Origin of the sequence: Mesorhizobium sp. ISC15 (genome assembly GCF_037162615.1) — a bacterium.
GTDB classification, from domain to species: domain Bacteria; phylum Pseudomonadota; class Alphaproteobacteria; order Rhizobiales; family Rhizobiaceae; genus Mesorhizobium; species Mesorhizobium mediterraneum.
In genome coordinates this window covers 1,079,645-1,099,779 of the sequence record NZ_JAVSPX010000001.1, presented here as the reverse complement: position 1 = coordinate 1,099,779, position 20,135 = coordinate 1,079,645, and the positions used below count along the sequence as shown (strand labels likewise).

The following is a 20,135-nucleotide window of genomic DNA, read 5'->3' as shown; positions in this document are numbered from 1 at the left end:
AGAAGGGAGCTATCCGGCCGAAGGCCGAGCCCGCGTCCGCGGGCTGTCCGGCGCCCCCGCGGAGGGCCCGCCGCGGCAGCGGCGATACGGCCCGTGAGCGAAAACTAAGCCGCCTTCTTCTTCGGCTGGATCAGTCCGCGCTCGATCAGCAATTCGGCGATCTGCACCGCGTTGAGTGCGGCGCCCTTGCGCAGATTGTCGGAGACGATCCACATCGACAGGCCATTGTCGATGGTCGAATCTTCGCGAATGCGCGAGATGAAGGTGGCATCCTCGCCGGCCGAATCCAGCGGCGTGATGTAGCCGCCGTCCTCGCGCTTGTCGAGAACCTGACAGCCTGGCGCCTCGCGCAGAATCTCACGTGCCTCGTCTGCGGTTATCGGCTTTTCGAACTCGATGTTGACCGCTTCCGAATGGCCGATGAACACCGGCACGCGCACGCAGGTCGCCGTCAGCTTGATCTTGGGGTCGAGCATCTTTTTGGTTTCGGCCACCATCTTCCACTCTTCCTTGGTGAAGCCGTCGTCGAGGAAGACGTCGATGTGCGGGATGACGTTGAAGGCGATGCGCTTGGTGAACTTCTTGACGTCGACCTGGTCGGCGACGAAAACCGCGCGTGTCTGCGTGAACAGCTCGTCCATGCCTTCCTTGCCGGCGCCGGATACCGATTGATAGGTGGCGACGACGACGCGCTTGATGGTGGCGAAGTCGTGCAGCGGCTTCAGCGCCACGACGAGCTGCGCCGTCGAGCAATTCGGGTTCGCGATGATGTTCTTGCGCGTGAACAGCGAAATCGCGTCCGGGTTCACTTCCGGCACGATCAGCGGCACGTCCTGGTCATAGCGGAAGGCCGACGAATTATCGATGACGACGCAGCCCTGCTTGCCGATCTTTGGCGACCATTCCTTCGAGACATTGCCGCCGGCCGACATGATGCAGATGTCGGTGTCGGAAAAATCATATTGGTCGAGCGTCCTGACCTTCAGCGTGCGGTCGCCGAACGACACTTCCGTGCCCTGGCTGCGCCGCGAGGCCAGCGCCACCACCTCGCTCACCGGAAAGCCGCGCTCTTCCAGTATGTTGAGCATTTCCCGGCCCACATTGCCCGTGGCGCCGACGATTGCAACCTTGAAACTCATCGAAATCTCCTGTCCTCTCCGCTCGGTTTTTGGAGAAAACCCGCCGGCCGATGCGGGTTTCAACCCCCGGGCCGGACCCGGGAGAGGGTGGTTAGGCCAAGGGAACTCAGACCGTTTTAGTGGTCGTTTTAGCCGTAGTTTTGCTGGAACGAGGAGACGCGCCGACGCGCCCGGCCCAATGGTTTGCATTGCGGCCGGGGAGGTCGAATGCAAGAAGCGCCATCAAAAGGCCGCGCATCGAAACTATCCCGTTCGGTGCCGGCTTTTACGCGGTTTGCGTAAAGAGTCAATCGCGACGAGCGAGGCGGCAACGCAATCGCGAGGTTGAATAGCCCGCCCCTTTTTGGGCGTTTGCGCTGCCCCTCACCCTTACCCTCTCCCCGTGAAAAACGGGGAGAGGGGTCGCCGGCGTTGCGGCTAAGCCCCTTCTCCCCGTTCTTCACGGGGAGAAGATGCCGGCAGGCAGATGAGGGGCAGCGCCGACATTGACAATTGATCGCGGTTTTTTGCGCACCCTGTACAATGATGGTCGCGCGAAGTACGAACGGCCAAGATTGTTTGGCTGGCGCTGCGCCGGCCCCGGCATGCGCTCCGATGAGCACAGACCTTGAATTCCGAAAGAAGCATATGTCCAATTTCGAAGCTATTGTCCCCGCGCTGGCAAAGGCGCTGGAAAACCGCGGCTATGTCGAGCTGACGCCGGTGCAGAAGGCGGTTCTCGATCTCGGGCAGGCCGATGCGCTGGTTTCGGCGCAGACCGGCTCCGGCAAGACCGTCGCCTTCGGGCTGGCTCTGGCGCCGACCCTTCTGGATGGCGCCGAACGCTTTTCCCATGCCGCGGCACCGCTGGCGCTGGCTGTCGCGCCGACGCGGGAACTGGCCCTGCAGGTGACGCGCGAGCTGGAATGGCTCTACGAACTGACCGGCGCAGCGATAGCGTCCTGCGTCGGCGGCATGGACATGCGCACCGAGCGGCGCACGCTGGAACGCGGTGCCCACATCGTCGTCGGCACGCCTGGCCGACTGCGCGACCACATCACTCGGCATTCGCTCGACATGTCGGCGCTGAAGGCAGTGGTGCTCGACGAGGCCGACGAGATGCTCGATCTCGGCTTTCGCGAGGATCTCGAATTCATTCTCGACGCTGCCCCAGCCGAGCGCCGCACGCTGATGTTTTCGGCCACCGTGCCGCGCTCCATCGCCACGCTGGCCAAGGGCTACCAGCGCGATGCGGTGCGCATCTCGGCCTCCGGCGAGGAGAAGCAGCATCTCGACATCGAATACCGGGCGCTGAGCGTGGCCCAGGCCGACCGGGAAAACGCCATCATCAACGTGCTGCGCTATTACGAGGCGAAGAACGCACTGGTGTTCTGCAACACGCGCGCTGCCGTCAATCACCTGACCGCGCGCTTCAACAACCGCAACTTTTCCGTCGTGGCGCTTTCGGGCGAACTGAGCCAGAACGAGCGCAGCCACGCGCTGCAGGCGATGCGCGACGGCCGCGCAAAAGTCTGCATCGCCACCGACGTGGCGGCGCGCGGCATCGACCTGCCCAACCTCGAACTGGTGATCCACGCGGACCTGCCGACCAACCCGGAGACGCTGCTGCACCGAAGCGGGCGGACGGGGCGGGCGGGACGCAAAGGCGTCAGCGCGCTGATCGTGCCCAACAGTGCCCGCAGGCGCACCGAACGCCTGCTGCAAAGTGCCGGCCTTGCGGCGACATGGGCAAGCCCGCCTTCAGCCGACGACGTCCTGCGCCGCGACGACGAGCGCATCCTCGCCGACCCGGTTTTCACCGAGCCCGTGTCGGACGACGAGCGCGGCTTCGTCAATGCGCTTCTCGACCAACGTGGCGCCGAACTGGTGGCGGCGGCCTTCGTGCGTCTCTGCCGCTCCAGCCGCTCGGCGCCCGAGGATCTTTTGGACGTCGCTCCGTTCACGCCGTCGGGTGACAAGTTTGCGCGCAGGGACGAGGCGCCAAGCCGCCGCGACGATTTCGGCGACAGCGTCTGGTTCTCGCTGTCGGTGGGGCGCCGGCAGAATGCCGAGCCGCGCTGGCTGATCCCGATGCTGTGCCGGACAGGCGGCATCAGCAAGCGCGAGATCGGCGCCATCAAGATGCAGCCGGAGGAAACCTTCGTGCAGATCGCGGCCGACTGGGCCGACCGGTTTCTCCAGGCGATCGGGCCCGACCGCAAGCTGCAGAACAACATCGCGGTGAAGCGGCTGGACGGCATGCCCGACCTGTCGCGCGCCGGCTATCAGGAACCACGGCCGGACAAGAAGCCGCACCGTGGCAAGCGGACGTTCGACCAGAACGCGCCCAAATTCGAGAAGCGCGCGGCGCCGGCCGGACAGCGCGATGCCGCGCTCGAGGCAAAGCCCTGGGCGAAGAAGCCGGGCAAGCCGAAGTTCGAGACCAGCGGATCGCCGAAACACAAGAAAGCGAAGAAGCGGCCGGGTTAGGTCCTCGACACGGTGATTCCGTCAGGCCGATACGACGCGAACGTCGACAGTTCCTTTCTATAGCAGAGACCCTGGGATCTATGCGGTAACAGGAAGAAGACCGTAGCGTCGGCGATCCTTCGCGCCCCCCTCTGTCCTTCCGGACATCTCCCCCACAAGGGGGGAGATTAGATGTCACCTCGGCTTTCGCCAATCTCAAACGTTGAAAGAGGGCAGGACGGCGAGGCTGCCGATCTCCCCCCTTGTGGGGGAGATGTCCGGCAGGACAGAGGGGGGCGCTGTCCCGCCGACGCCTCCGCAAAGTTCTCCACCACCGCATTGTCGTGACACAGGTCGATGCACTGCATTTCGCAGACACCCCTTGCGATCCGCCGCAACTCTAGACAGTCTGGGCGAGACGCGAATGGGGGTGGGCAAGCATGCGCGGCGAGGTTCTTCACTATGACGAGACCCAAGGCTTCGGTTTCATCACCGGAGCGGACGGCAACCGCTACAGCTTCGCGCGCGAGAATCTGCGCCGCGAGACGTCGATGGCCAAGGGCGCGCTCGTTGAGTTCCAGCCGGGTGGCGGGCATGCGCGCGATGTCTTTTCGATTAACGCCCAGACGGCTGCGGCCGGTGCTCCTGCTGCTCCCTCTCGGATCGGCAACGCGCCTGAAGCGCCTAAGCCGCAACATTTCGGCCGGTCCGCCGACAACGAGCCCGCTGCCGCTACCGGATTGTGGGATTACTTCTGGCGGGGCCTGACTGAAAATTATTTCAACTTCGCCGGTCGTGCCCGCCGCAAGGAATATTGGGGCTTTTGCCTGTTCTGGACGATCGCGCTGACCGTGGTCGTCGGCATTGGCCTCCTCATCGACGACTCCATGGGCAATATGGACGAGTTGCCGGTAGTAACGGTCGGTCTTTGCGGCGTGTTTGTGCTGGCGACAATCCCGCCATGGATCGGACTGAACGTGCGGCGCCTGCATGACATCGGCTTGACCGGCTGGCTTTTTCTGGTGGTGTTCATCCCGACCATCGGCGGGCTGATCATCCTGGTCTTCGCGCTGGTCCCGACGCAGGCCCGTGAAAACCAGTGGGGCTCGGTGCCGGCAGGCGTCTAGCTTAAAACGTGTACCTTGCAACTGACTACAACTCTTGATAGTATCAAGGCGGCACAGTATTTGGGGGCAAGGCAATGCGCGGCGCGGTTTATCATTATGACCAGGATCAGGGTTTTGGATACATCAATGGGGCCGACGGCAAGCGTTACATCGTCGGGCATGAGGATCTGAGTCCCGGCGTGGCGTTGGTCAGAGGCGCGCCCGTCGAGTTTCAGCCGGACGATGGGACTGCGCGCGCCGTCATTGCAGGAAGGCCAAGCGCTGCCAAATCCCGCAACCTCATTCCCCGTGGCGTTGAACCTGCCCAATCCACCACCGGATTATGGACGTATTTCTGGCGCGCATTCAAAGTGAGACATGTCAGCTTCACCGGCCGTGCCCGCCGCAAGGAATTTTGGGGCTTTTTTCTGTTCACGCTGATCGTGTTCTTCGCGCTTTTTGCGTTCGGCGTTCTCATCGATGCAGCGATCACAGCTATCGTAGGCGACCTGGAATTTGGAGCTTTGGGTTATGCGCCAGCCTTCGTGTTCCTGCTTCTGACTGTCTTGCCGTGGTTTGCCCTTATGGTACGACGCCTGCACGACATCGGCCTGAGCGGCTGGTTCGTTTTGCTGTACTTCGTTCCCGGCTTCAACACGCTGGGTGTGTTGGCCCTTGGGCTTATCCCATCCAAGGTCGGCGAAAACCCTTGGGGGCCGGTGCCGGCGGGCGTCAGGATTTAATCGCGATCGCCTTCAGCGCCTCGCCGGACAGCCTGAGAAAGACTTTCTGGCCATGGCGGTCGGCACCAAGCCCGTCGTAGAAGCGTAGCGCACCTTCGTTCCAGTCCTCGGTGGTCAGGTCGATGCGGCCGATGCCTTCGCGCAGGCAATGGCCGGCGAGAAATGCCATCAGAGCCCGACCGACACCGGCATTGCGGACGTTTTCCCGCACGAACAGATCCTTGAGGAACAGCAGCCGTTCGAGATCGATGCCGGGATGTGCGATCGCAACCGACGCAAGCCCGCAAATCTCGCCCTCGGCGAAGGCGAGTGCGAAATGCGGATAGGCCGGGCTTTCCTGGTCAAGCCATTTCTGCGAGGCAGACAGAGCCCGGTCGGCATCGATCGGCGGCTGCCGGTAATGCACCGCCATCTCGCACAGCATGGTGGCGAGTGTAGCCGCATCCCCGGTCGTCGCCCAGCGGACGTCGACCGCCACAGGCTCAGCCCAGGAACTTGGCGATGATCGCATCGCCCATCTCGGTGGTGCCGACCTCGGTCATCCCTGGCGAATGAATATCCCTGGTGCGCAGGCCGTCGTCGAGCACGGCGGCGATGGCGCTTTCCAGACGGTCTGCTTCGGTTACCATGCCGAAGGAATAGCGCATGCACATGGCGAAGGAGGCGATCATGGCGATCGGATTGGCGATGCCTTTGCCTGATATGTCGGGCGCCGAGCCATGCACCGGCTCGTAGAGCGCCTTGCGCTTTTTCGTCTTGGCATCCGGCGCGCCGAGCGATGCCGACGGCAGCATGCCGATCGAGCCGGTCAGCATGGCGGCGATGTCGGACAGCATGTCGCCGAACAGATTGTCGGTGACGATGACGTCGAACTGCTTGGGCCAGCGCACCAACTGCATGCCGCCGGCGTCCGCCAGCATGTGGTCGAGCTTGACGTCGGCATAGCGCGCCTTGTGGGTCTGGGTGACGACCTCGTTCCACAAAACGCCTGACTTCATCACATTGCGCTTTTCCATCGAAGTGACGTGGTTCTTGCGGGTGCGCGCCAATTCGAAGGCAACACCCGAAATGCGCTCGATCTCGAACGTGTCGTAGACTTGCGTGTCGATGCCGCGTTTCTGGCCGTTGCCGAGATCGATGATCTGCTTGGGCTCTCCGAAATAGACGCCGCCGGTGAGTTCGCGCACGATCAGAATGTCGAGACCCTCGACCACGTCCTGCTTGAGCGAGGAGGACGCCGCCAGCGCTGGATAGCAGATGGCCGGCCTGAGATTGGCGAACAGCTCCATATCCTTGCGCAGCCGCAGCAACCCGGCTTCCGGGCGCACTTCATAGGGCACCGCATCCCATTTCGGCCCGCCGACGGCGCCGAACAGCACCGCGTCGGCGGCCATCGCCTTGGCCATGTCGGCATCGGAAATCGCCGCGCCATGCGCGTCATAGGCGCAGCCGCCGACGAGCCCCTCATCGGTGACGAAACCACTGCCGAGCTTGTCGTTCATGGCTGATATCAGCTTCTTCACCTCGGCCATGGCCTCGGGGCCGATGCCGTCGCCGGCGAGCAGGAGAAGATTTTTCGAAGCCATCAGAACCATCCTAATTGTGGCGCATGACCCCGAAATCGGAATCGATTTCGGAAAGGATCATGCGCAGAAACAAAATTCTACAGCGTCCTTTGCGCGTCCAAAAGGACGCGCGGCGCTGTCGTGAGCCGCGGCCTTGCTAAACGCCAAGCGGGCTATGCGCAAGCGTTTGGTTCAGAGCATCTTTGGCGATCCTTGGCGCCCCGCACCGACGCGCTCAGGCCGTGCGCTTGAGTGCCGTCACCTCGATCTCGATCTTCATTTCCGGCTTGTTGAGCTGGCAGACGATCATCGTCGCCGCCGGCCTGATGTCGCCAAAGGCTTCGCCGAGGATCGGAAAGACGATGTCCACGAAAGCCGCGTCGGTGATGTAGTAATGCGCCCGCACCACATCGGCCATCTCGAAGCCGCCGTCCTGCAACGCCTTGGCGATCGTCGCCAGGCAATTGCGCGTCTGCGCCTCGACCGTCTCCGGCATCGACATGGTCGCATAGTCGTAGCCGGTCGTTCCGGAAACGAAACACCAGTTGCCCTGCACCACGGCGCGCGAATAACCGGCGGCCTTCTCGAACGGCGAGCCGGTAGAGATCAGTTTTCGCATGGTCCTTCCCTCGCGTATTCTTCAGGCAATGTTGAGCTGAAGAAGTGCCTTTCGGCTGCAGGCCGGCCGCCACAGTCCCTTTAAGGCTCTGTACAGAGAGCCAAATCCCTCTGTACAGAGGAACTGGCTAGCTTTTTCGACTACGCGCCGCCAGCGTCCTTAGCCTCAGCGCGTTGAGGCGGATGAACCCTTCGGCGTCCTTCTGGTCGTAGGCGCCACGATCGTCCTCGAAGGTGACCAGCGCATCGGAATAGAGCGTCTTCTTCGACTTGCGGCCGGTGACGATGACGTTGCCCTTGTAGAGCTTCAGCCGCACCGTGCCTTCGACATCTTCCTGGCTCTTGTCGATCATTGCCTGCAGCATCAGCCGCTCGGGCGCGAACCAGAAGCCGTTATAGATCAGCTCGGCATAGCGCGGCATGAACTCGTCCTTGAGGTGGGCGGCGCCGCGGTCGAGCGTGATCGATTCGATCGCCCGGTGGGCGGCGATAAGGATGGTGCCGCCGGGGGTCTCGTAGACGCCGCGCGATTTCATGCCGACGAAACGGTTCTCGACCAGGTCGAGCCGGCCGATGCCGTTGTCGCGGCCGAGATCGTTGAGCGCCGCCAGCATCGTTGCCGGCGACAGTTTCTTGCCATCGAGCGCGATCGGATCACCCCTCAGGAATTCGATTTCGATCTCGGTCACCTTGTCCGGCGCGTCCATCGGCGAGACGGTGCGCTGGTGGACGAATTCCGGCGGCTCGGTCCACGGGTCTTCCAGCACCTTGCCCTCGGAAGACGAGTGCAGCAGGTTGGCGTCGACCGAAAACGGCGCATCGCCCTTCTTGTCCTTCGGCACCGGAATCTGGTGCTGCTCGGCGAAGTTGATCAGGTCGGTGCGCGATTTGAACGACCAGTCGCGCCATGGCGCGATGACCTTGATGTCGGGGTTGAGCGCATAGGCCGCGAGCTCGAAGCGGACCTGATCGTTGCCCTTGCCGGTGGCGCCGTGGGCGATCGCATCAGCGCCGGTCTCGTTGGCGATCTCGACGAGGTGCTTGGAGATCAGCGGGCGGGCGATCGAGGTGCCGAGCAAATAGGTGCCTTCATAGACGGCGTTGGCGCGGAACATCGGGAAAACGAAGTCGGAAACGAACTCCTCGCGAACATCCATGATACGGATGTCCTTGATGCCCATCATCTCGGCCTTGCGCCGCGCCGGCTCCAGCTCGCCGCCCTGGCCGAGATCGGCGGTGAAGGTGACGACCTCGGCGCCGAGCTCGGTCTGCAGCCATTTCAGGATGATCGAGGTGTCGAGGCCGCCGGAATAGGCGAGCACGACTTTCTTGACGGCTTTTGCTTTTGGCATTGTGGGCGGTTCCGCGACGGGGTTCTTCGCGGGCGAGGTATCACGCCGGTTCCGGCTAGCGCAAGGGACGAACGATCCCCCGGTCGCTGCTGGCATACTGGATCAGCCGTGGTGCCGGCCAGAAGCTGGCGCCGGCTTGGCGCTTGCGGTATAGGCTGCGCCTTCTTCATTCAGGGGCCCGCCCATGTCCTTCATTCCCGACACCACCACGCTGATCCAGTTCGCCATCGCCACCGTGATCCTGGCGATCACGCCGGGTCCCGACATGACGCTGTTCGTCTCGCGCACGCTGAGCCATGGTCGCGCCGCCGGCTTTGCCTCGATGGCGGGCGCGCTGTGCGGCACGCTGATCCACACCACGCTGGTGGTGGTCGGCATCTCGGCGCTGATCGTTGCCTCGCCGGCGGCCTTTCTTGCGCTCAAGATTTTCGGCGCCGGCTATCTCGTCTTCCTGGCGTGGCAGGCGATCACCAAGGGATCGGCGTTTTCGCCCGAGAAGAAGAGCGGGCCTGAGATTTCGCTGTTCCGCGCCTGGGCGGCGGGGCTCGGCGTCAATCTGCTCAACCCGAAGATCATCCTGTTCTTTATGACTTTCCTGCCGCAGTTCGTCTCCGCACACGACCCGAACGCGCCCGGAAAACTGTTTTTCCTCGGCGCGATGTTCGTCGTGCTGTCGATCCCGGTAACGGCGCCGATGGTGTTTGCAGCGGAAAAATTCTCGGCGGCGATGAAGACCAGCCCGCGCGTCACACGCGTCGTCGATTATCTGTTCGCCGGGGTGTTCTCGGCCTTCGCGCTCAAGATCCTGACCGCCCAGGCGAAGTAGGCGCGGACCTTCCGGCTTGCCGCCAGCTCCCGGCCGAGCGCCCGGCGCTCAGCCAGTAGAAAATGCCGCCGACCATGCCGCAGCCGATCACGGCAGCGGCGACGCGCGGATCGGTGATCTCGAAATTGGCATCGGCGGTCTGGTAAGCGAAGCCGAGGAAGACCGCCGCGACCACCGCGCCCGCCAGCGCGTAGAACAGCCAATCACGCCGTCCCAGGATTTCGGAGACGAGGATGGCGACCGCCGCCGGCATGAAGGCGAAATAGGCGACGAACAGCGCAACGAAGGGGATCGAAAAATACAGGGAAGCAGTCGCCGTAGGGTGCGCGTGCTCCGGCGTGTAGCCCAGCGACGCCAGAAACATGACGTTGAGGAAGGCGCTGGCAGCCAGCGAGGCGACGACATAGCCGATCAGGATGACGGCGAAGCGGATGAGGTAGGCAAAGAGACGGTTCATGCCGAAACTGCTTCCCTTTGTTTGATAAGGAAACGCCCGGTTACTGCCCAGTAGGCATAACCGCCGGAGAATCCACCGGGTAGACAGGGCAGGAGTGGCGCAGCGGATATGTTCAACGGGGTCGTTTGTGTCCAGGCGCTTAAGACCAGAAGCGCGAGGATGGCGTTCAGGGCGCCAGCGCACGCAAATGGCAGCCAGCGGTTCCAGCCTTGTCCACGGGCGACAAGCAGCGTGAGCAGAAAACCGGGCAGCGCCGTCAGGAAAGTAGTCATGAGCACGGATTGGTAAACAAAGCCCACACCGCGGACGCTGCGGTAAAACGATCCCCAGGCGCCGCCATCCGGCAGGACGGTCGGGAGCAGCAACACGAAGAAGGTGGCGGCGACCGCAACCAGGACGGCAATGACATAACCCAAAGATATGAATGCGACGTGGCCGAACCAGGCAACAAGACGATTCACGCCTCGCCGTGCCCCGCGATCATCATCGCCTCCAGCGCCAGCCGGTCGACCTTGCGCATGCGCTCCGAGTCCGACTTGAGCTGGCCGCAGGCGGCGAGGATATCGCGGCCGCGCGGCGTGCGGATCGGCGAGGCATAGCCGGCATTGTTGATGTAGTCGGCGAACTTCTCGATCGTCTCCCAGTCCGAGCACTGGTAGTTGGTGCCCGGCCACGGGTTGAACGGGATCAGGTTGATCTTGGCCGGAATGCCCTTGAGCAGCTTGATCAATCCTTTGGCATCCTCGATCGAATCGTTGACGTCCTTCAGCATCACATATTCGAAGGTGATACGGCGGGCGTTCGACAGGCCGGGATAGGCGCGGCAGGCGGCGATCAGCTCTTTCAACGGATACTTCTTGTTGATCGGCACCAACAGGTCGCGCAGATCGTCATTGGTGGCATGCAGCGAGATCGCCAGCATGACGCCGATCTCCTCGCCGGTGCGGAAGATCTCCGGCACGACGCCGGAGGTCGACAGCGTGATGCGGCGCTTCGACAGCGACAGCCCGTCGCCGTCGGACGCGATCAGCAGCGCCTTCTTCACCGCCTCAAAATTGTAGAGCGGCTCGCCCATGCCCATCATGACGACGTTGGACACTTTCCGGCCCTCGGCCGGCACGATGGCGCCGTCGGGCGTGTCGCGGTCGGGGAAATCGCCGAGCCGGTCGCGGGCGGTCAGAAGCTGAGCGAGGATTTCTTCCGCCGTCAGGTTGCGCACCAGCTTTTGCGTGCCGGTGTGGCAGAAGGAGCAGGTCAGCGTGCAACCGACCTGCGAGGAGATGCACAGCGTGCCGCGGCCTTCTTCGGGGATGTAGACGGTCTCGATCTCGACCGGCCGGCCGGCACCGCGTGGCGGAAAGCGAAACAGCCATTTGCGCGTGCCGTCGGAGGAAATCTGCTCCTCGACGATCTCGGGCCTGGCGATGGTGAAATGCTTGTCGAGCTCGGCGCGCAGATCCTTGGAGATGTTGAACATGCCGGCGAAGTCGGAGACGCCGCGCACATACATCCAGTGCCAGAGCTGCTGGGCGCGCATCTTGGCCTGGCGCTCCGGCACGATGCCTGACGCAATGAGGGCGGCGCCAAGCTCGGCCCGTGTCAGGCCGATCAGGGACGGTTTTTCGGCCGGCATGGCGCGGGCGCGCAACGCGTCACGGGCGCCGTCAGTGGTAAGATCAAATGAAAGGGTCATTGTTGCGCCAATATAAGCGATTTGCGGCCGATTACAGCATCGTGCCCGAAATGAAGCGCGGCGCATAGCACAGGTTGATGGCGGAGTCATGGGCGGCGGCGGGGCAAGGCTCGCTGCAATGTGCCGGCCGGCGGCGCTTCAAAAGCAAAAAAGCCGGGCTTGCGGCCCGGCCCTTACTCAAACTCGGCCTATGGCTATTTGCACTTGGCGATAGACGACAGCGCCGCCGAGATGCCTTTCAGCGAAAACACATAGGTGGTGGTGTTGCCGCGGCCGGACTTCGCCTGCACCTTCATGTCGCTGCCGGACTTCATCGCGGCGATCAGCACCGGCTCCTCGGCGGCGTTCTCGACCCAGGCCGACTTGCCGCGGGTGAACATGGAAAAGCTCTTGCCGTCGATGGTGACGGTGGCCTTGGAGTTTTCCTGGAAATTGTAGCCGGCGATGAATTGCGGCTCATAGGACACCTGCTGTCCCGGCCGCTGGCTGACGAAGAAGAACATGTCGCCGTGATCAAGCGTCGGCGGCTGCTTGTCGGTCGGCACGGTCAGCACATAGCAAACCTTGCCGCCCGACGCCTGGTAGCTGTAAGTGCCCCAGGCATTGTGCTGGCCGATCTTGGTCGCCGACTGCGCCAACACCGGCGCTGTCATGGCCACCAGTGCCAGGCTCGAAATTGTAGCAATCAATCCGCGCATCGCTTTTCCCGTATTCCAAATGGTGCGGACGCAGGCCGGCTCGGCGTCCTGCCCGTCGCTTCATTTTGATTTAATCTGGGTTACCAAACGGTGAACTTCCCTTGGGAAAAGGACTTCCACCCCAGGAAACCGCCGCCATCCTTGCGCCCGTCGCTCGAAAAGCGGCAGTTGCAACGTCCCTGTCGCGACTTGGAGGCCACGAAAGCGGCAAGAGTTTGACTTTTCTGCCTTATCGCCGGCTCAGCTGTTGTCGGCTATCGCCTGCCTGGCGGCGAGCCGGTGCGCGGGGGTGATGTGGGCTTTGACGGCAGTGATCGCGGCGGTCAGCACGGCGATGTCGTCGGTAAAGCCCAGCCCGAAGACGAAGTCGGGGATGACGTCCGTCGGCAGCACGAAATAGCCGAGGGCCGCCAGCAAAATGCCCTTGGCGCGCAGCGGCGTGTTCTTGTCCATGGCGCAGTAATAGGCGGCGACCAGCTCTTCCATGAACGGGATTTGCCGGGCAGCCTTCTTGGCCGTGCGCCAGAAGTTCTCGCGCACTTCGCGCGCGTCGCCCGGCTTGCCGCCAAAGCCGAAGAAATCAAAACTGGATTTTTGCGCCATCAACCTCTCCTAACGAGGCTGCGCTCGTCGTTCCACGCGCGCCTGCCAGCGGGAAATGTGGTGAAAGCGCCCGTCCACTACAAGAGCTCGGCCGTTCCCGGCCTGAAAATCAGGTGATGCTGGCCTGCAAGTGGCGGGCAATCGCCCGCTTTGGAGTTTGCGGAAACGCCCCTCCCGTCGTCATCCTGGGCGGAGCGAGCGGCTACGGCGTCTTCAGATCTCCAACGACCTAATCGAAATAGCGGTTCATCGTCTTGGCCAGTTCGAAATCGAGCGCGGTCAGGCCGCCGGCATCATGGGTGTTGAGCGTCACGTTCACGGTCTTGTAGACATTCGACCAGTCGGGGTGATGGTCCATTTTCTCCGCCGCCAGGGCGACGCGGGTCATGAAGGCGAAGGCTTCGGAAAAGTTGTTGAAGGTGAAGCTGCGCGCGATCGAGCCGCCATCCTTGGCCAGCGACCAGCCATCGAGACCGGCCAGCGCCTCGGCGACCGCCGCCTTGCTCAGTTTCTCTCTCGCCATGTTCGTTTCCCGTGCTATCTGGATTTGCAGTCTTCAGCATAGTGCCGGATCGATGAGCGCAAAGCCGATAAAATCCATTCTTTTCGTCTGTCTCGGCAATATCTGCCGATCGCCACTGGCGGAGGGCGTGTTGCGCGCCGTCCTGGCGGAGCGCGGCCTCGATCGGGATATCCTGCTCGATTCGGCCGGGACCAGCGACTGGGAAGCCGGCGCGGCACCCGACCCGCGCTCTATGTCGATCGCAGAGCGGCACGGCATCGATATTTCCAGACAGAGGGCGCGCAAGCTGACACCGGACGATTTTTCGCGGTTCGACCTCATTCTCGCGATGGACAGATCGAATCTCCGGGATCTGAAAGCGCTGGTGCCTGCCGCCATGCGCGACCGTGTCCATCTGTTCCTGGAGTTTGCGCAGGGAAGAGTGAGCGACGTGCCGGACCCTTATCACGAGGGGCCGGAGGCGTTTGCCTCGGTCTACCGCATGATCCGCGAAGCATCGGAGGCGCTGGCGACGCGGCTCGAAGCGCGGCTGTCGGCGCCAGACAGCGGCCAGGCCTCCTCGACGATGTAGGGTCCGCCGCCGACCGAATCGCGCGATGACATCAGGACGAAGCGGCCGACGCGGAAGGGCAGCGTCGAAAAGTTGCCGCGTGCCGACAGATACTGGGCGACGTCGAGCGGGCTCGAATTGCGTAAGCGGGCCAGCGTTACATGCGGCATGAACTTGCGCGGATCGGCGGGGATGCCGAGGCGCTGGCAGATGCGCTCGATCTCGGCTTGCAGGGCCGAAAGATCGGGCGAGGCGGAAACGCCGGCCCACACCGCATGCGGTTTCTTCTGGCCGAAGGCGCCGACGCCGGACAGCGTCAGCTGGAAGGACGGGCGGTGGACACGATCGAGCGCGTTGGCGATCTCGTCGGCGACATGGCCCTCGACATCGCCGATGAAGCGCAGCGTCATGTGGTAGTTCTCGACGTCGATCCAGCGGGCCCCGGGCAGGCCGCCCCGGAGCAGGGACAGCGAAAGGGCGGCATCACGGGGTATTTCGAGGGCGGTGAAAAGACGCGGCATGGCAAGCCTCCTGTCCTCGAATCGAACTCTTGTCCCTAGCGAATCATCGATAATCGAGCGGGGCAAGTGGTTTGTTGGTCGCAGGCCCGCCTAAAATCTTCCCCTGGGGAAGGCGAAGCCTCCTCGAAGTCCAGTTCTTCAAGAGTTGCCCTGAATCACGGCAATGGCCTTTTCGACATCCGGCAGTATGCGCTCGACCATGCGGTCGATGCCCTTGGCATTCGGGTGCAGGCCGTCCTCGAGCTGCAAAGCGGGCTCGCCGGCGACGCCGTCGAGAAAGAACGGATAGAGCGGGACGCCGTATTTTTCCGCCAGTTTCGGAAAGATCGCGTCAAAGCCGTTCTGGTAGTCGGCGCCGAGGTTGGGTGCGGCACGCATGCCGGCCAGCAGCACGGCGATCTTGCGCTGCTTCAACTTCGCCAGCATGGCGTCCAGATTCTTTTGCGTGATATCGGGAGAAACGCCGCGCAGCATGTCGTTGGCGCCGAGCTCGAGGATGACAAGCTGGGTGCCGTCCGGCACCGACCAGTCGAGACGCGACAGGCCGCCGCTCGACGTATCGCCGGAGACACCGGCATTGGCGATCGTCACATCGTGGCCCTTGGCGCGAAGTGCTGCCTCGAGTTTTTGGGTGAAGCCTTCGTCCGGTCCGAGGCCAAAACCCGCCATCAGGCTGTCACCGAAGCCGACAATCTCCAGGGGTTCGGTGCGCGCCGACGAAATGGCGCCGCAAATTCCGAGGAAAAGGATGAAGACTGCGGCAAGAGGGTGTTTGAAAGCCATGTGGCAGGCCCCATATGACCAAGAACATTACGTTGGCGCAGGCCGAATTCTGGCCTCCACTCTCCCATATAGGACGATTTTATTTTGACAGAAGCCGTCATCGCGCTGAAAGACGTATCGCTGACGCTCGGCGAAGGAGCGTCTTCCGTTCATGTGCTGAAAGGTGTCAGCCTCGATGTGGCAAGTGGCGAGGCGACCGGCATCGTCGGGCCGTCGGGCTCGGGAAAGTCGACGCTACTGATGGTTCTGGCTGGGTTGGAAAGGGTCGATTCGGGCACGGTACGAATTGCCGGCGAATTGCTGAACGGCAAGAGCGAAGATCAGATCGCATCGTTTCGGGGGCGAAACATTGGCATCGTTTTCCAGTCCTTCCACCTCATTCCCAACATGACGGCGCTTGAAAATGTCGCAGTGCCGCTGGAACTTGCCGGCCATGCAGATCCGTTCGGGGTGGCGGCGCGGGAGCTGGAGGCGGTGGGGTTGAGCGATCGCGTCACTCATTATCCCGGCGAATTGTCCGGCGGCGAACAGCAGCGTGTGGCGATCGCCCGGTCGCTGGCGCCTTCACCGCGCATCCTGATCGCCGACGAGCCGACCGGCAATCTCGACCAGACAACCGGGCGGCAGGTTGCCGATCTTCTGTTCGCCAAGGCGGCCGAGCGCGGCATGACGCTGGTGCTGGTCACCCATGATCCGGCGCTCGCCGCACGCTGCTCCCGGCAGGTGTCGATGCGGTCGGGCCGGATCGAAGACGCGCCGTTGCTCAAAGTGACGGCGTAGCGCCATGGCTGACAAGGCCCCCTCATCCGGCCCTTCGGGCCACCTTCTCCCCGGCGGGGAGAAGAGGCTGACGCCGGCGTTGGCAACCTCTTCTCCCCTCGGGGAGAAGGTGGCCGCGAAGCGGCCGGATGAGGGGGTTGCCTGGTCGCGCACGCTGAAGCTCGCCTTCCGCTTCTCGCTGCGTGAGATGCGCGGCGGGCTGTCCGGCTTCCTGGTCTTCCTTGCCTGCATCGCGCTTGGCGTCGCGGCGATCGGCGGCGTCAATTCGGTGGCCCGGGCGATTACTGCCGGTGTCGCCAACGAAGGCCAGTCGCTGCTCGGCGGCGATCTTCGTTTCCAGCTTAACCAGCGCGCAGCGACGCAAGCCGAGCACGTCTTTCTCGACGGGCTGGGCACGGTCTCGCACAGCGCCAACATGCGCTCGATGGCGCGGCTCGAGGACGGTTCCGACCAGGCACTGGTCGAGGCCAAGGCGGTCGACGGAGCCTATCCGCTCTACGGCGCGCTGGAGACCGAGCCGGCGCTGTCGAAGCAGGAATTGTTCGGCGAAAGATTCGGTATTTTCGGCGCCGCTGCCCCCGATCTTTTGTTCGAGCGGCTGAACCTTGGGATCGGCGACCGGCTGAAGCTCGGCAGCGCCACATTCGAACTGCGCGCCAGGCTCGTCAGCGAGCCGGACGCGGTATCCGACGGTTTCGGCTTTGCGCCGCGGCTGATGGTCTCGACGAACGGGCTTGCCGCTTCCGGTCTGATCCAGCCGGGCAGCCTTGTCGAAAATGCCTACAAGATCCGCCTGCCCGTCGGCACCAGCGAAGCGGGTATCAAGGCGATCCAGGAGCAGGCCGGGGAGGACTTTCCCGAGGCCGGCTGGACGATCCGCACGCGCAGCAACGCAGCACCTGCGTTGTCGTCTAACATCGAACGGTTCTCGCAGTTCCTGACGCTGGTCGGGCTGACGGCGCTGGTGGTCGGCGGCGTCGGCGTGGCCAATGCGGTGCGCGCCTACCTCGACGGCAAGCGCGGCGTCATCGCCACCCTTAAGAGCCTGGGCGCATCGGGCGGTTTCGTCTTTGCCGTCTACCTCGTGCAGATCCTGATGATCGCCGCCCTCGGCATCGCGCTTGGCGTTGTGCTTGGTGCGCTGATGCCGTTCGCCGCGAGCGCGGCACTCCAGTCGATCATTCCGGTGCCGGCGGAAGGCGGGTTCTATCCCGGCGCGCTCGGCATGGCGGCGCTGTTCGGGCTGCTGGTGACGCTGGCTTTCGCCTTGCTGCCGCTCGGCCGTGCGCGCGACGTGCCGGCGACGGCGCTGTTTCGCGAAATGGGTTTTGAGGGCCGCGGTTTTCCGCGCCCGCTCTACGTGGCGGCGGCGCTCGGCATCGCGCTGTTGCTGGCGGCACTGGCCATTCTGTTTTCCGGCGATCGCCGCATCGCCTCGATCTTCGTCGGCGCCACCATTCTTGCCTTCCTGGTGCTGCGCGTCGTCGGCGCGCTGGTGCAGTGGGCCGCCAAAAAGAGCCCGCGCGTGGGCTCGACAGTGCTCAGGCTTGCCATCGGCAACATCCACCGGCCGGGAGCCTTGACGCCGTCGGTGGTGCTGTCATTGGGACTGGGGCTGACGCTTCTGGTGACGCTGGCGCTGATCGATGGCAATCTCAGGCGGCAGATTTCCGGCAGCCTGCCGGAAAGAGCGCCGAACTTCTTCTTCGTCGACATCCAGAGCAGCGATGTCGACGCGTTCTCCGCGCTGGTCGGCAAAGAGGCGCCGCAGGGCACGCTGGTCAAGGTGCCGATGCTGCGCGGACGGGTGATGGCGCTGAACGGCGTCGACGTCGACAAGGTCAAGGTCCCGGCGGAAGGAGCCTGGGTGCTGCGCGGCGATCGCGGGCTGACCTACGAGGCGAGACTGCCGAAGAATGCGACGCTGACCGAAGGCACATGGTGGCCGGACAATTATGCCGGTGAGCCGCTGGTGTCGTTTTCGGCCGAGGAAGGCAAAGAGATCGGGCTGAAACTCGGCGACACCATCACCGTCAACGTGCTTGGCCGCAACGTGACGGCGAAGATCGCCAATTTCCGCCAGGTCGAGTGGGAGACGATGGGCATCAACTTCGTCATGGTGTTCTCGCCCAGCACATTTGCCGGCGCGCCGCATAGCTGGCTGGCGACCCTGACCGAAAAGGGCGCGTCGGGGGCCGACGATGCCCGTCTTCTCAACGCCGTCACCCGGGCCTTTCCCGCGGTGACGACGGTCAGGGTCAAGGACGCGCTCGACATCGTCAACCGGCTGGTGGCGCAACTCGGCACGGCAATCAGGGCCGCGGCCGGCGTCGCGCTGATCGCCTCGGTGCTGGTGCTGGCTGGCGCGCTGGCCGCCGGCAATCGCGCTCGCATTCACGATGCAGTGGTGCTGAAGACGCTGGGCGCCACCAGGAAAACGCTGATCGCGGCCTTTTCACTGGAATATATGCTGATCGGCCTCGCCACCGCGATCTTCGCGCTGGCGGCAGGCGGGGTTGCCGCATGGTTCGTTGTCGCGCGCATCATGACGCTGCCATCGCATTTCATGCCCGACGTGGCGGTGGCAACCATCGTCTTTGCGCTGGTGGTCACGGTCGGCATCGGTCTCGCCGGCACCTGGCGGGTGCTGGGCCACAAGGCGGCGCCGGTGCTGCGCAATCTCTGATCGCAAGGCTTGACGAGGCTGTTTTTGATTAATTCTGCGTAATGTTGCGGCTTTGAAAGCCGAAAAACCGGATTTCAGGGACTTCACGAAGCATTACGCTCCGTTACGGTCTTGTTCTTGACGCCAATAACCATCATATTTCGCCGCAGGCATGCTGGAGCCCCGCCAGCGGCGCCTGGGTCTAAATGGACCTGACACCGGACGGGGCAGAAGCAATATGAGGATTTCCATGGCTGAACCCGTTCGCAATTATCAGACGCGCGCTGTGCCCGGCGCCGGCGTCGATGCTGCCATCGACCAGGGCCTGCGCGCCTATATGATCAAGGTCTACAATCTGATGGGGCTTGGCCTCCTCATCACTGGCCTTGCCGCAGTCGGCACGATCATGCTGGCCACCACCACCGATCCGGCTTCGGCGGTTGCGACGCTGCCGAGCGGCGAGATGCTGACCTCCTTCGGCTACGCGATCTTCGGGTCGCCGTTGCGCTGGGTGGTGATGCTGGCTCCGCTCGCCGCCGTGCTGTTTCTGTCGTTCCGCGTCCAGTCGATGAGCGTTTCTGCCGCGCAGACGACGTTCTGGGTCTATGCCGGCCTGGTCGGTCTGTCGCTGTCGTCGATCTTCCTGGTCTACACGACCGCCAGCATTTCGCAGACCTTCTTCGCCACCGCGGCGGCTTTCGGCGCGCTGTCGCTTTACGGCTACACGACCAAGCGCGATCTGACCGCGTTCGGCTCGTTCCTGGTGATGGGTGTGTTCGGCCTGATCATCGCGATGGTGATCAACATCTTCCTGCAGTCGTCGGCATTGTCCTTCGCCGTTTCGGCGCTCGGCGTGCTGATCTTTTCGGGCCTCACCGCCTATGACACGCAGAAGATCAAGGAGATGTATTTCGAGGGCGACGCCACCGACGTTGCCGGCCGCAAGGCGATCATGGGCGCGCTGACGCTCTATCTCGACTTCATCAACCTGTTCATGTTCCTGCTGCAGTTCATGGGCGACCGCCGCTAACAGGCTTTTTTTTGGGTTCCACTTTTCGGGATCAT

Annotated in this window: 21 protein-coding genes and 1 pseudogene; 9 read left to right on the top strand and 13 right to left on the bottom strand. The window is 63.2% G+C overall.

Annotated features, from left to right (window positions below):
- Positions 1-104 precede the first annotated feature (104 nt).
- Positions 105-1,139, bottom strand: coding sequence for an aspartate-semialdehyde dehydrogenase (locus tag RPG13_RS05505; protein WP_095484850.1), 1,035 nt, complete (start codon positions 1,137-1,139; stop codon positions 105-107).
- Between the two features lie 627 nt (positions 1,140-1,766).
- On the opposite strand from RPG13_RS05505, the gene RPG13_RS05500 reads away from it, so the two are divergent.
- The 4 genes and pseudogenes from RPG13_RS05500 (at position 1,767) to RPG13_RS05490 (ending at position 5,436) form a co-directional block, all read left to right on the top strand.
- Positions 1,767-3,608 (top strand): DEAD/DEAH box helicase, encoded by a 1,842-nt coding sequence (locus RPG13_RS05500; RefSeq protein ID WP_337124540.1) that lies wholly within the window; start codon positions 1,767-1,769, stop codon positions 3,606-3,608.
- A gap of 121 nt (positions 3,609-3,729) precedes the next feature.
- A pseudogene (locus tag RPG13_RS34905) lies at positions 3,730-3,918 on the top strand (hypothetical protein); the annotation flags it as partial.
- Between the two features lie 109 nt (positions 3,919-4,027).
- The gene (locus RPG13_RS05495; protein ID WP_292627595.1) at positions 4,028-4,714 is read left to right on the top strand and encodes a DUF805 domain-containing protein; all 687 of its coding nucleotides are present in this window, start codon (positions 4,028-4,030) and stop codon (positions 4,712-4,714) included.
- A 74-nt stretch (positions 4,715-4,788) separates the two neighbouring features.
- Positions 4,789-5,436 (top strand): DUF805 domain-containing protein, encoded by a 648-nt coding sequence (locus RPG13_RS05490; protein ID WP_127206428.1) that lies wholly within the window; start codon positions 4,789-4,791, stop codon positions 5,434-5,436.
- Here the strand turns inward: RPG13_RS05490 and RPG13_RS05485 are convergent.
- From RPG13_RS05485 to RPG13_RS05470, 4 genes are all read right to left on the bottom strand, one after another.
- Positions 5,426-5,914, bottom strand: coding sequence for a GNAT family N-acetyltransferase (locus RPG13_RS05485; protein ID WP_292627594.1), 489 nt, complete (start codon positions 5,912-5,914; stop codon positions 5,426-5,428). The genes RPG13_RS05490 and RPG13_RS05485 overlap by 11 nt on opposite strands.
- 4 nt (positions 5,915-5,918) lie before the next feature.
- On the bottom strand, positions 5,919-7,022 hold the full coding sequence (gene leuB, locus RPG13_RS05480) for a 3-isopropylmalate dehydrogenase (protein ID WP_127205916.1): 1,104 nt from the start codon (positions 7,020-7,022) through the stop codon (positions 5,919-5,921).
- Positions 7,023-7,236: 214 nt separating this feature from the next.
- Positions 7,237-7,620, bottom strand: coding sequence for a RidA family protein (locus tag RPG13_RS05475; protein ID WP_127205917.1), 384 nt, complete (start codon positions 7,618-7,620; stop codon positions 7,237-7,239).
- Between the two features lie 127 nt (positions 7,621-7,747).
- Positions 7,748-8,971, bottom strand: a complete 1,224-nt coding sequence (locus RPG13_RS05470; protein ID WP_127205918.1) for an argininosuccinate synthase — start codon at positions 8,969-8,971, stop codon at positions 7,748-7,750.
- Between the two features lie 184 nt (positions 8,972-9,155).
- Between RPG13_RS05470 and RPG13_RS05465 the strand changes: the two genes are divergently transcribed.
- Complete coding sequence (locus RPG13_RS05465) at positions 9,156-9,797, top strand: LysE family translocator (protein WP_095484857.1); 642 nt, start codon at positions 9,156-9,158, stop codon at positions 9,795-9,797.
- Here RPG13_RS05465 and RPG13_RS05460 read toward each other — a convergent pair.
- From RPG13_RS05460 to RPG13_RS05435, 6 genes are all read right to left on the bottom strand, one after another.
- Positions 9,769-10,254, bottom strand: a complete 486-nt coding sequence (locus tag RPG13_RS05460; RefSeq protein ID WP_095484858.1) for a hypothetical protein — start codon at positions 10,252-10,254, stop codon at positions 9,769-9,771. The genes RPG13_RS05465 and RPG13_RS05460 overlap by 29 nt on opposite strands.
- Positions 10,251-10,715, bottom strand: a complete 465-nt coding sequence (locus RPG13_RS05455) for a hypothetical protein (protein ID WP_095484859.1) — start codon at positions 10,713-10,715, stop codon at positions 10,251-10,253. The genes RPG13_RS05460 and RPG13_RS05455 overlap by 4 nt, the downstream gene beginning before the upstream one ends.
- A complete protein-coding gene (gene rlmN / locus RPG13_RS05450; protein ID WP_095484860.1) occupies positions 10,712-11,947 on the bottom strand; it encodes a 23S rRNA (adenine(2503)-C(2))-methyltransferase RlmN in 1,236 nt (411 codons plus the stop codon). The genes RPG13_RS05455 and rlmN overlap by 4 nt, the downstream gene beginning before the upstream one ends.
- 194 nt (positions 11,948-12,141) lie before the next feature.
- Entirely contained in the window at positions 12,142-12,645 is a 504-nt protein-coding gene (locus RPG13_RS05445; RefSeq protein WP_095484861.1) for an invasion associated locus B family protein, read from the bottom strand.
- Between the two features lie 240 nt (positions 12,646-12,885).
- Entirely contained in the window at positions 12,886-13,248 is a 363-nt protein-coding gene (locus RPG13_RS05440) for a YkvA family protein (RefSeq protein WP_095484862.1), read from the bottom strand.
- Between the two features lie 229 nt (positions 13,249-13,477).
- Complete coding sequence (locus RPG13_RS05435; RefSeq protein WP_095484863.1) at positions 13,478-13,771, bottom strand: 4a-hydroxytetrahydrobiopterin dehydratase; 294 nt, start codon at positions 13,769-13,771, stop codon at positions 13,478-13,480.
- Between the two features lie 52 nt (positions 13,772-13,823).
- Between RPG13_RS05435 and RPG13_RS05430 the strand changes: the two genes are divergently transcribed.
- Positions 13,824-14,342, top strand: coding sequence for a low molecular weight protein-tyrosine-phosphatase (locus RPG13_RS05430; RefSeq protein WP_128244169.1), 519 nt, complete (start codon positions 13,824-13,826; stop codon positions 14,340-14,342).
- Here the strand turns inward: RPG13_RS05430 and thpR are convergent.
- Together thpR and RPG13_RS05420 are read right to left on the bottom strand one after the other, a co-directional pair.
- Entirely contained in the window at positions 14,246-14,842 is a 597-nt protein-coding gene (thpR, locus tag RPG13_RS05425) for an RNA 2',3'-cyclic phosphodiesterase (protein WP_095484865.1), read from the bottom strand. The two genes, RPG13_RS05430 and thpR, sit on opposite strands and share 97 nt — an antisense overlap.
- Before the next feature lie 138 nt (positions 14,843-14,980).
- Positions 14,981-15,625, bottom strand: coding sequence for an arylesterase (locus tag RPG13_RS05420; RefSeq protein ID WP_337124539.1), 645 nt, complete (start codon positions 15,623-15,625; stop codon positions 14,981-14,983).
- Positions 15,626-15,709: 84 nt separating this feature from the next.
- Between RPG13_RS05420 and RPG13_RS05415 the strand changes: the two genes are divergently transcribed.
- From RPG13_RS05415 to RPG13_RS05405, 3 genes are all read left to right on the top strand, one after another.
- A complete protein-coding gene (locus RPG13_RS05415) occupies positions 15,710-16,405 on the top strand; it encodes an ABC transporter ATP-binding protein (protein ID WP_292225891.1) in 696 nt (231 codons plus the stop codon).
- Between the two features lie 187 nt (positions 16,406-16,592).
- Entirely contained in the window at positions 16,593-19,091 is a 2,499-nt protein-coding gene (locus RPG13_RS05410) for an ABC transporter permease (protein ID WP_337126982.1), read from the top strand.
- A 229-nt stretch (positions 19,092-19,320) separates the two neighbouring features.
- Complete coding sequence (locus RPG13_RS05405) at positions 19,321-20,100, top strand: Bax inhibitor-1/YccA family protein (protein ID WP_095484868.1); 780 nt, start codon at positions 19,321-19,323, stop codon at positions 20,098-20,100.
- Positions 20,101-20,135: the final 35 nt, after the last annotated feature.

Coding starts and splice junctions, on each gene's coding strand:
- RPG13_RS05505 (WP_095484850.1), bottom strand. CDS start 1,139: ATGAGTTTCAAGGTTGCAATCGTCGGCGCCACGGGCAATGTGGGCCGG.
- RPG13_RS05500 (WP_337124540.1), top strand. CDS start 1,767: ATGTCCAATTTCGAAGCTATTGTCCCCGCGCTGGCAAAGGCGCTGGAA.
- RPG13_RS05495 (WP_292627595.1), top strand. CDS start 4,028: ATGCGCGGCGAGGTTCTTCACTATGACGAGACCCAAGGCTTCGGTTTC.
- RPG13_RS05490 (WP_127206428.1), top strand. CDS start 4,789: ATGCGCGGCGCGGTTTATCATTATGACCAGGATCAGGGTTTTGGATAC.
- leuB (WP_127205916.1), bottom strand. CDS start 7,022: ATGGCTTCGAAAAATCTTCTCCTGCTCGCCGGCGACGGCATCGGCCCC.
- RPG13_RS05475 (WP_127205917.1), bottom strand. CDS start 7,620: ATGCGAAAACTGATCTCTACCGGCTCGCCGTTCGAGAAGGCCGCCGGT.
- RPG13_RS05470 (WP_127205918.1), bottom strand. CDS start 8,971: ATGCCAAAAGCAAAAGCCGTCAAGAAAGTCGTGCTCGCCTATTCCGGC.
- RPG13_RS05465 (WP_095484857.1), top strand. CDS start 9,156: ATGTCCTTCATTCCCGACACCACCACGCTGATCCAGTTCGCCATCGCC.
- RPG13_RS05460 (WP_095484858.1), bottom strand. CDS start 10,254: ATGAACCGTCTCTTTGCCTACCTCATCCGCTTCGCCGTCATCCTGATC.
- rlmN (WP_095484860.1), bottom strand. CDS start 11,947: ATGACCCTTTCATTTGATCTTACCACTGACGGCGCCCGTGACGCGTTG.
- RPG13_RS05445 (WP_095484861.1), bottom strand. CDS start 12,645: ATGCGCGGATTGATTGCTACAATTTCGAGCCTGGCACTGGTGGCCATG.
- RPG13_RS05440 (WP_095484862.1), bottom strand. CDS start 13,248: ATGGCGCAAAAATCCAGTTTTGATTTCTTCGGCTTTGGCGGCAAGCCG.
- RPG13_RS05435 (WP_095484863.1), bottom strand. CDS start 13,771: ATGGCGAGAGAGAAACTGAGCAAGGCGGCGGTCGCCGAGGCGCTGGCC.
- RPG13_RS05430 (WP_128244169.1), top strand. CDS start 13,824: ATGAGCGCAAAGCCGATAAAATCCATTCTTTTCGTCTGTCTCGGCAAT.
- thpR (WP_095484865.1), bottom strand. CDS start 14,842: ATGCCGCGTCTTTTCACCGCCCTCGAAATACCCCGTGATGCCGCCCTT.
- RPG13_RS05420 (WP_337124539.1), bottom strand. CDS start 15,625: ATGGCTTTCAAACACCCTCTTGCCGCAGTCTTCATCCTTTTCCTCGGA.
- RPG13_RS05410 (WP_337126982.1), top strand. CDS start 16,593: ATGCGCGGCGGGCTGTCCGGCTTCCTGGTCTTCCTTGCCTGCATCGCG.
- RPG13_RS05405 (WP_095484868.1), top strand. CDS start 19,321: ATGGCTGAACCCGTTCGCAATTATCAGACGCGCGCTGTGCCCGGCGCC.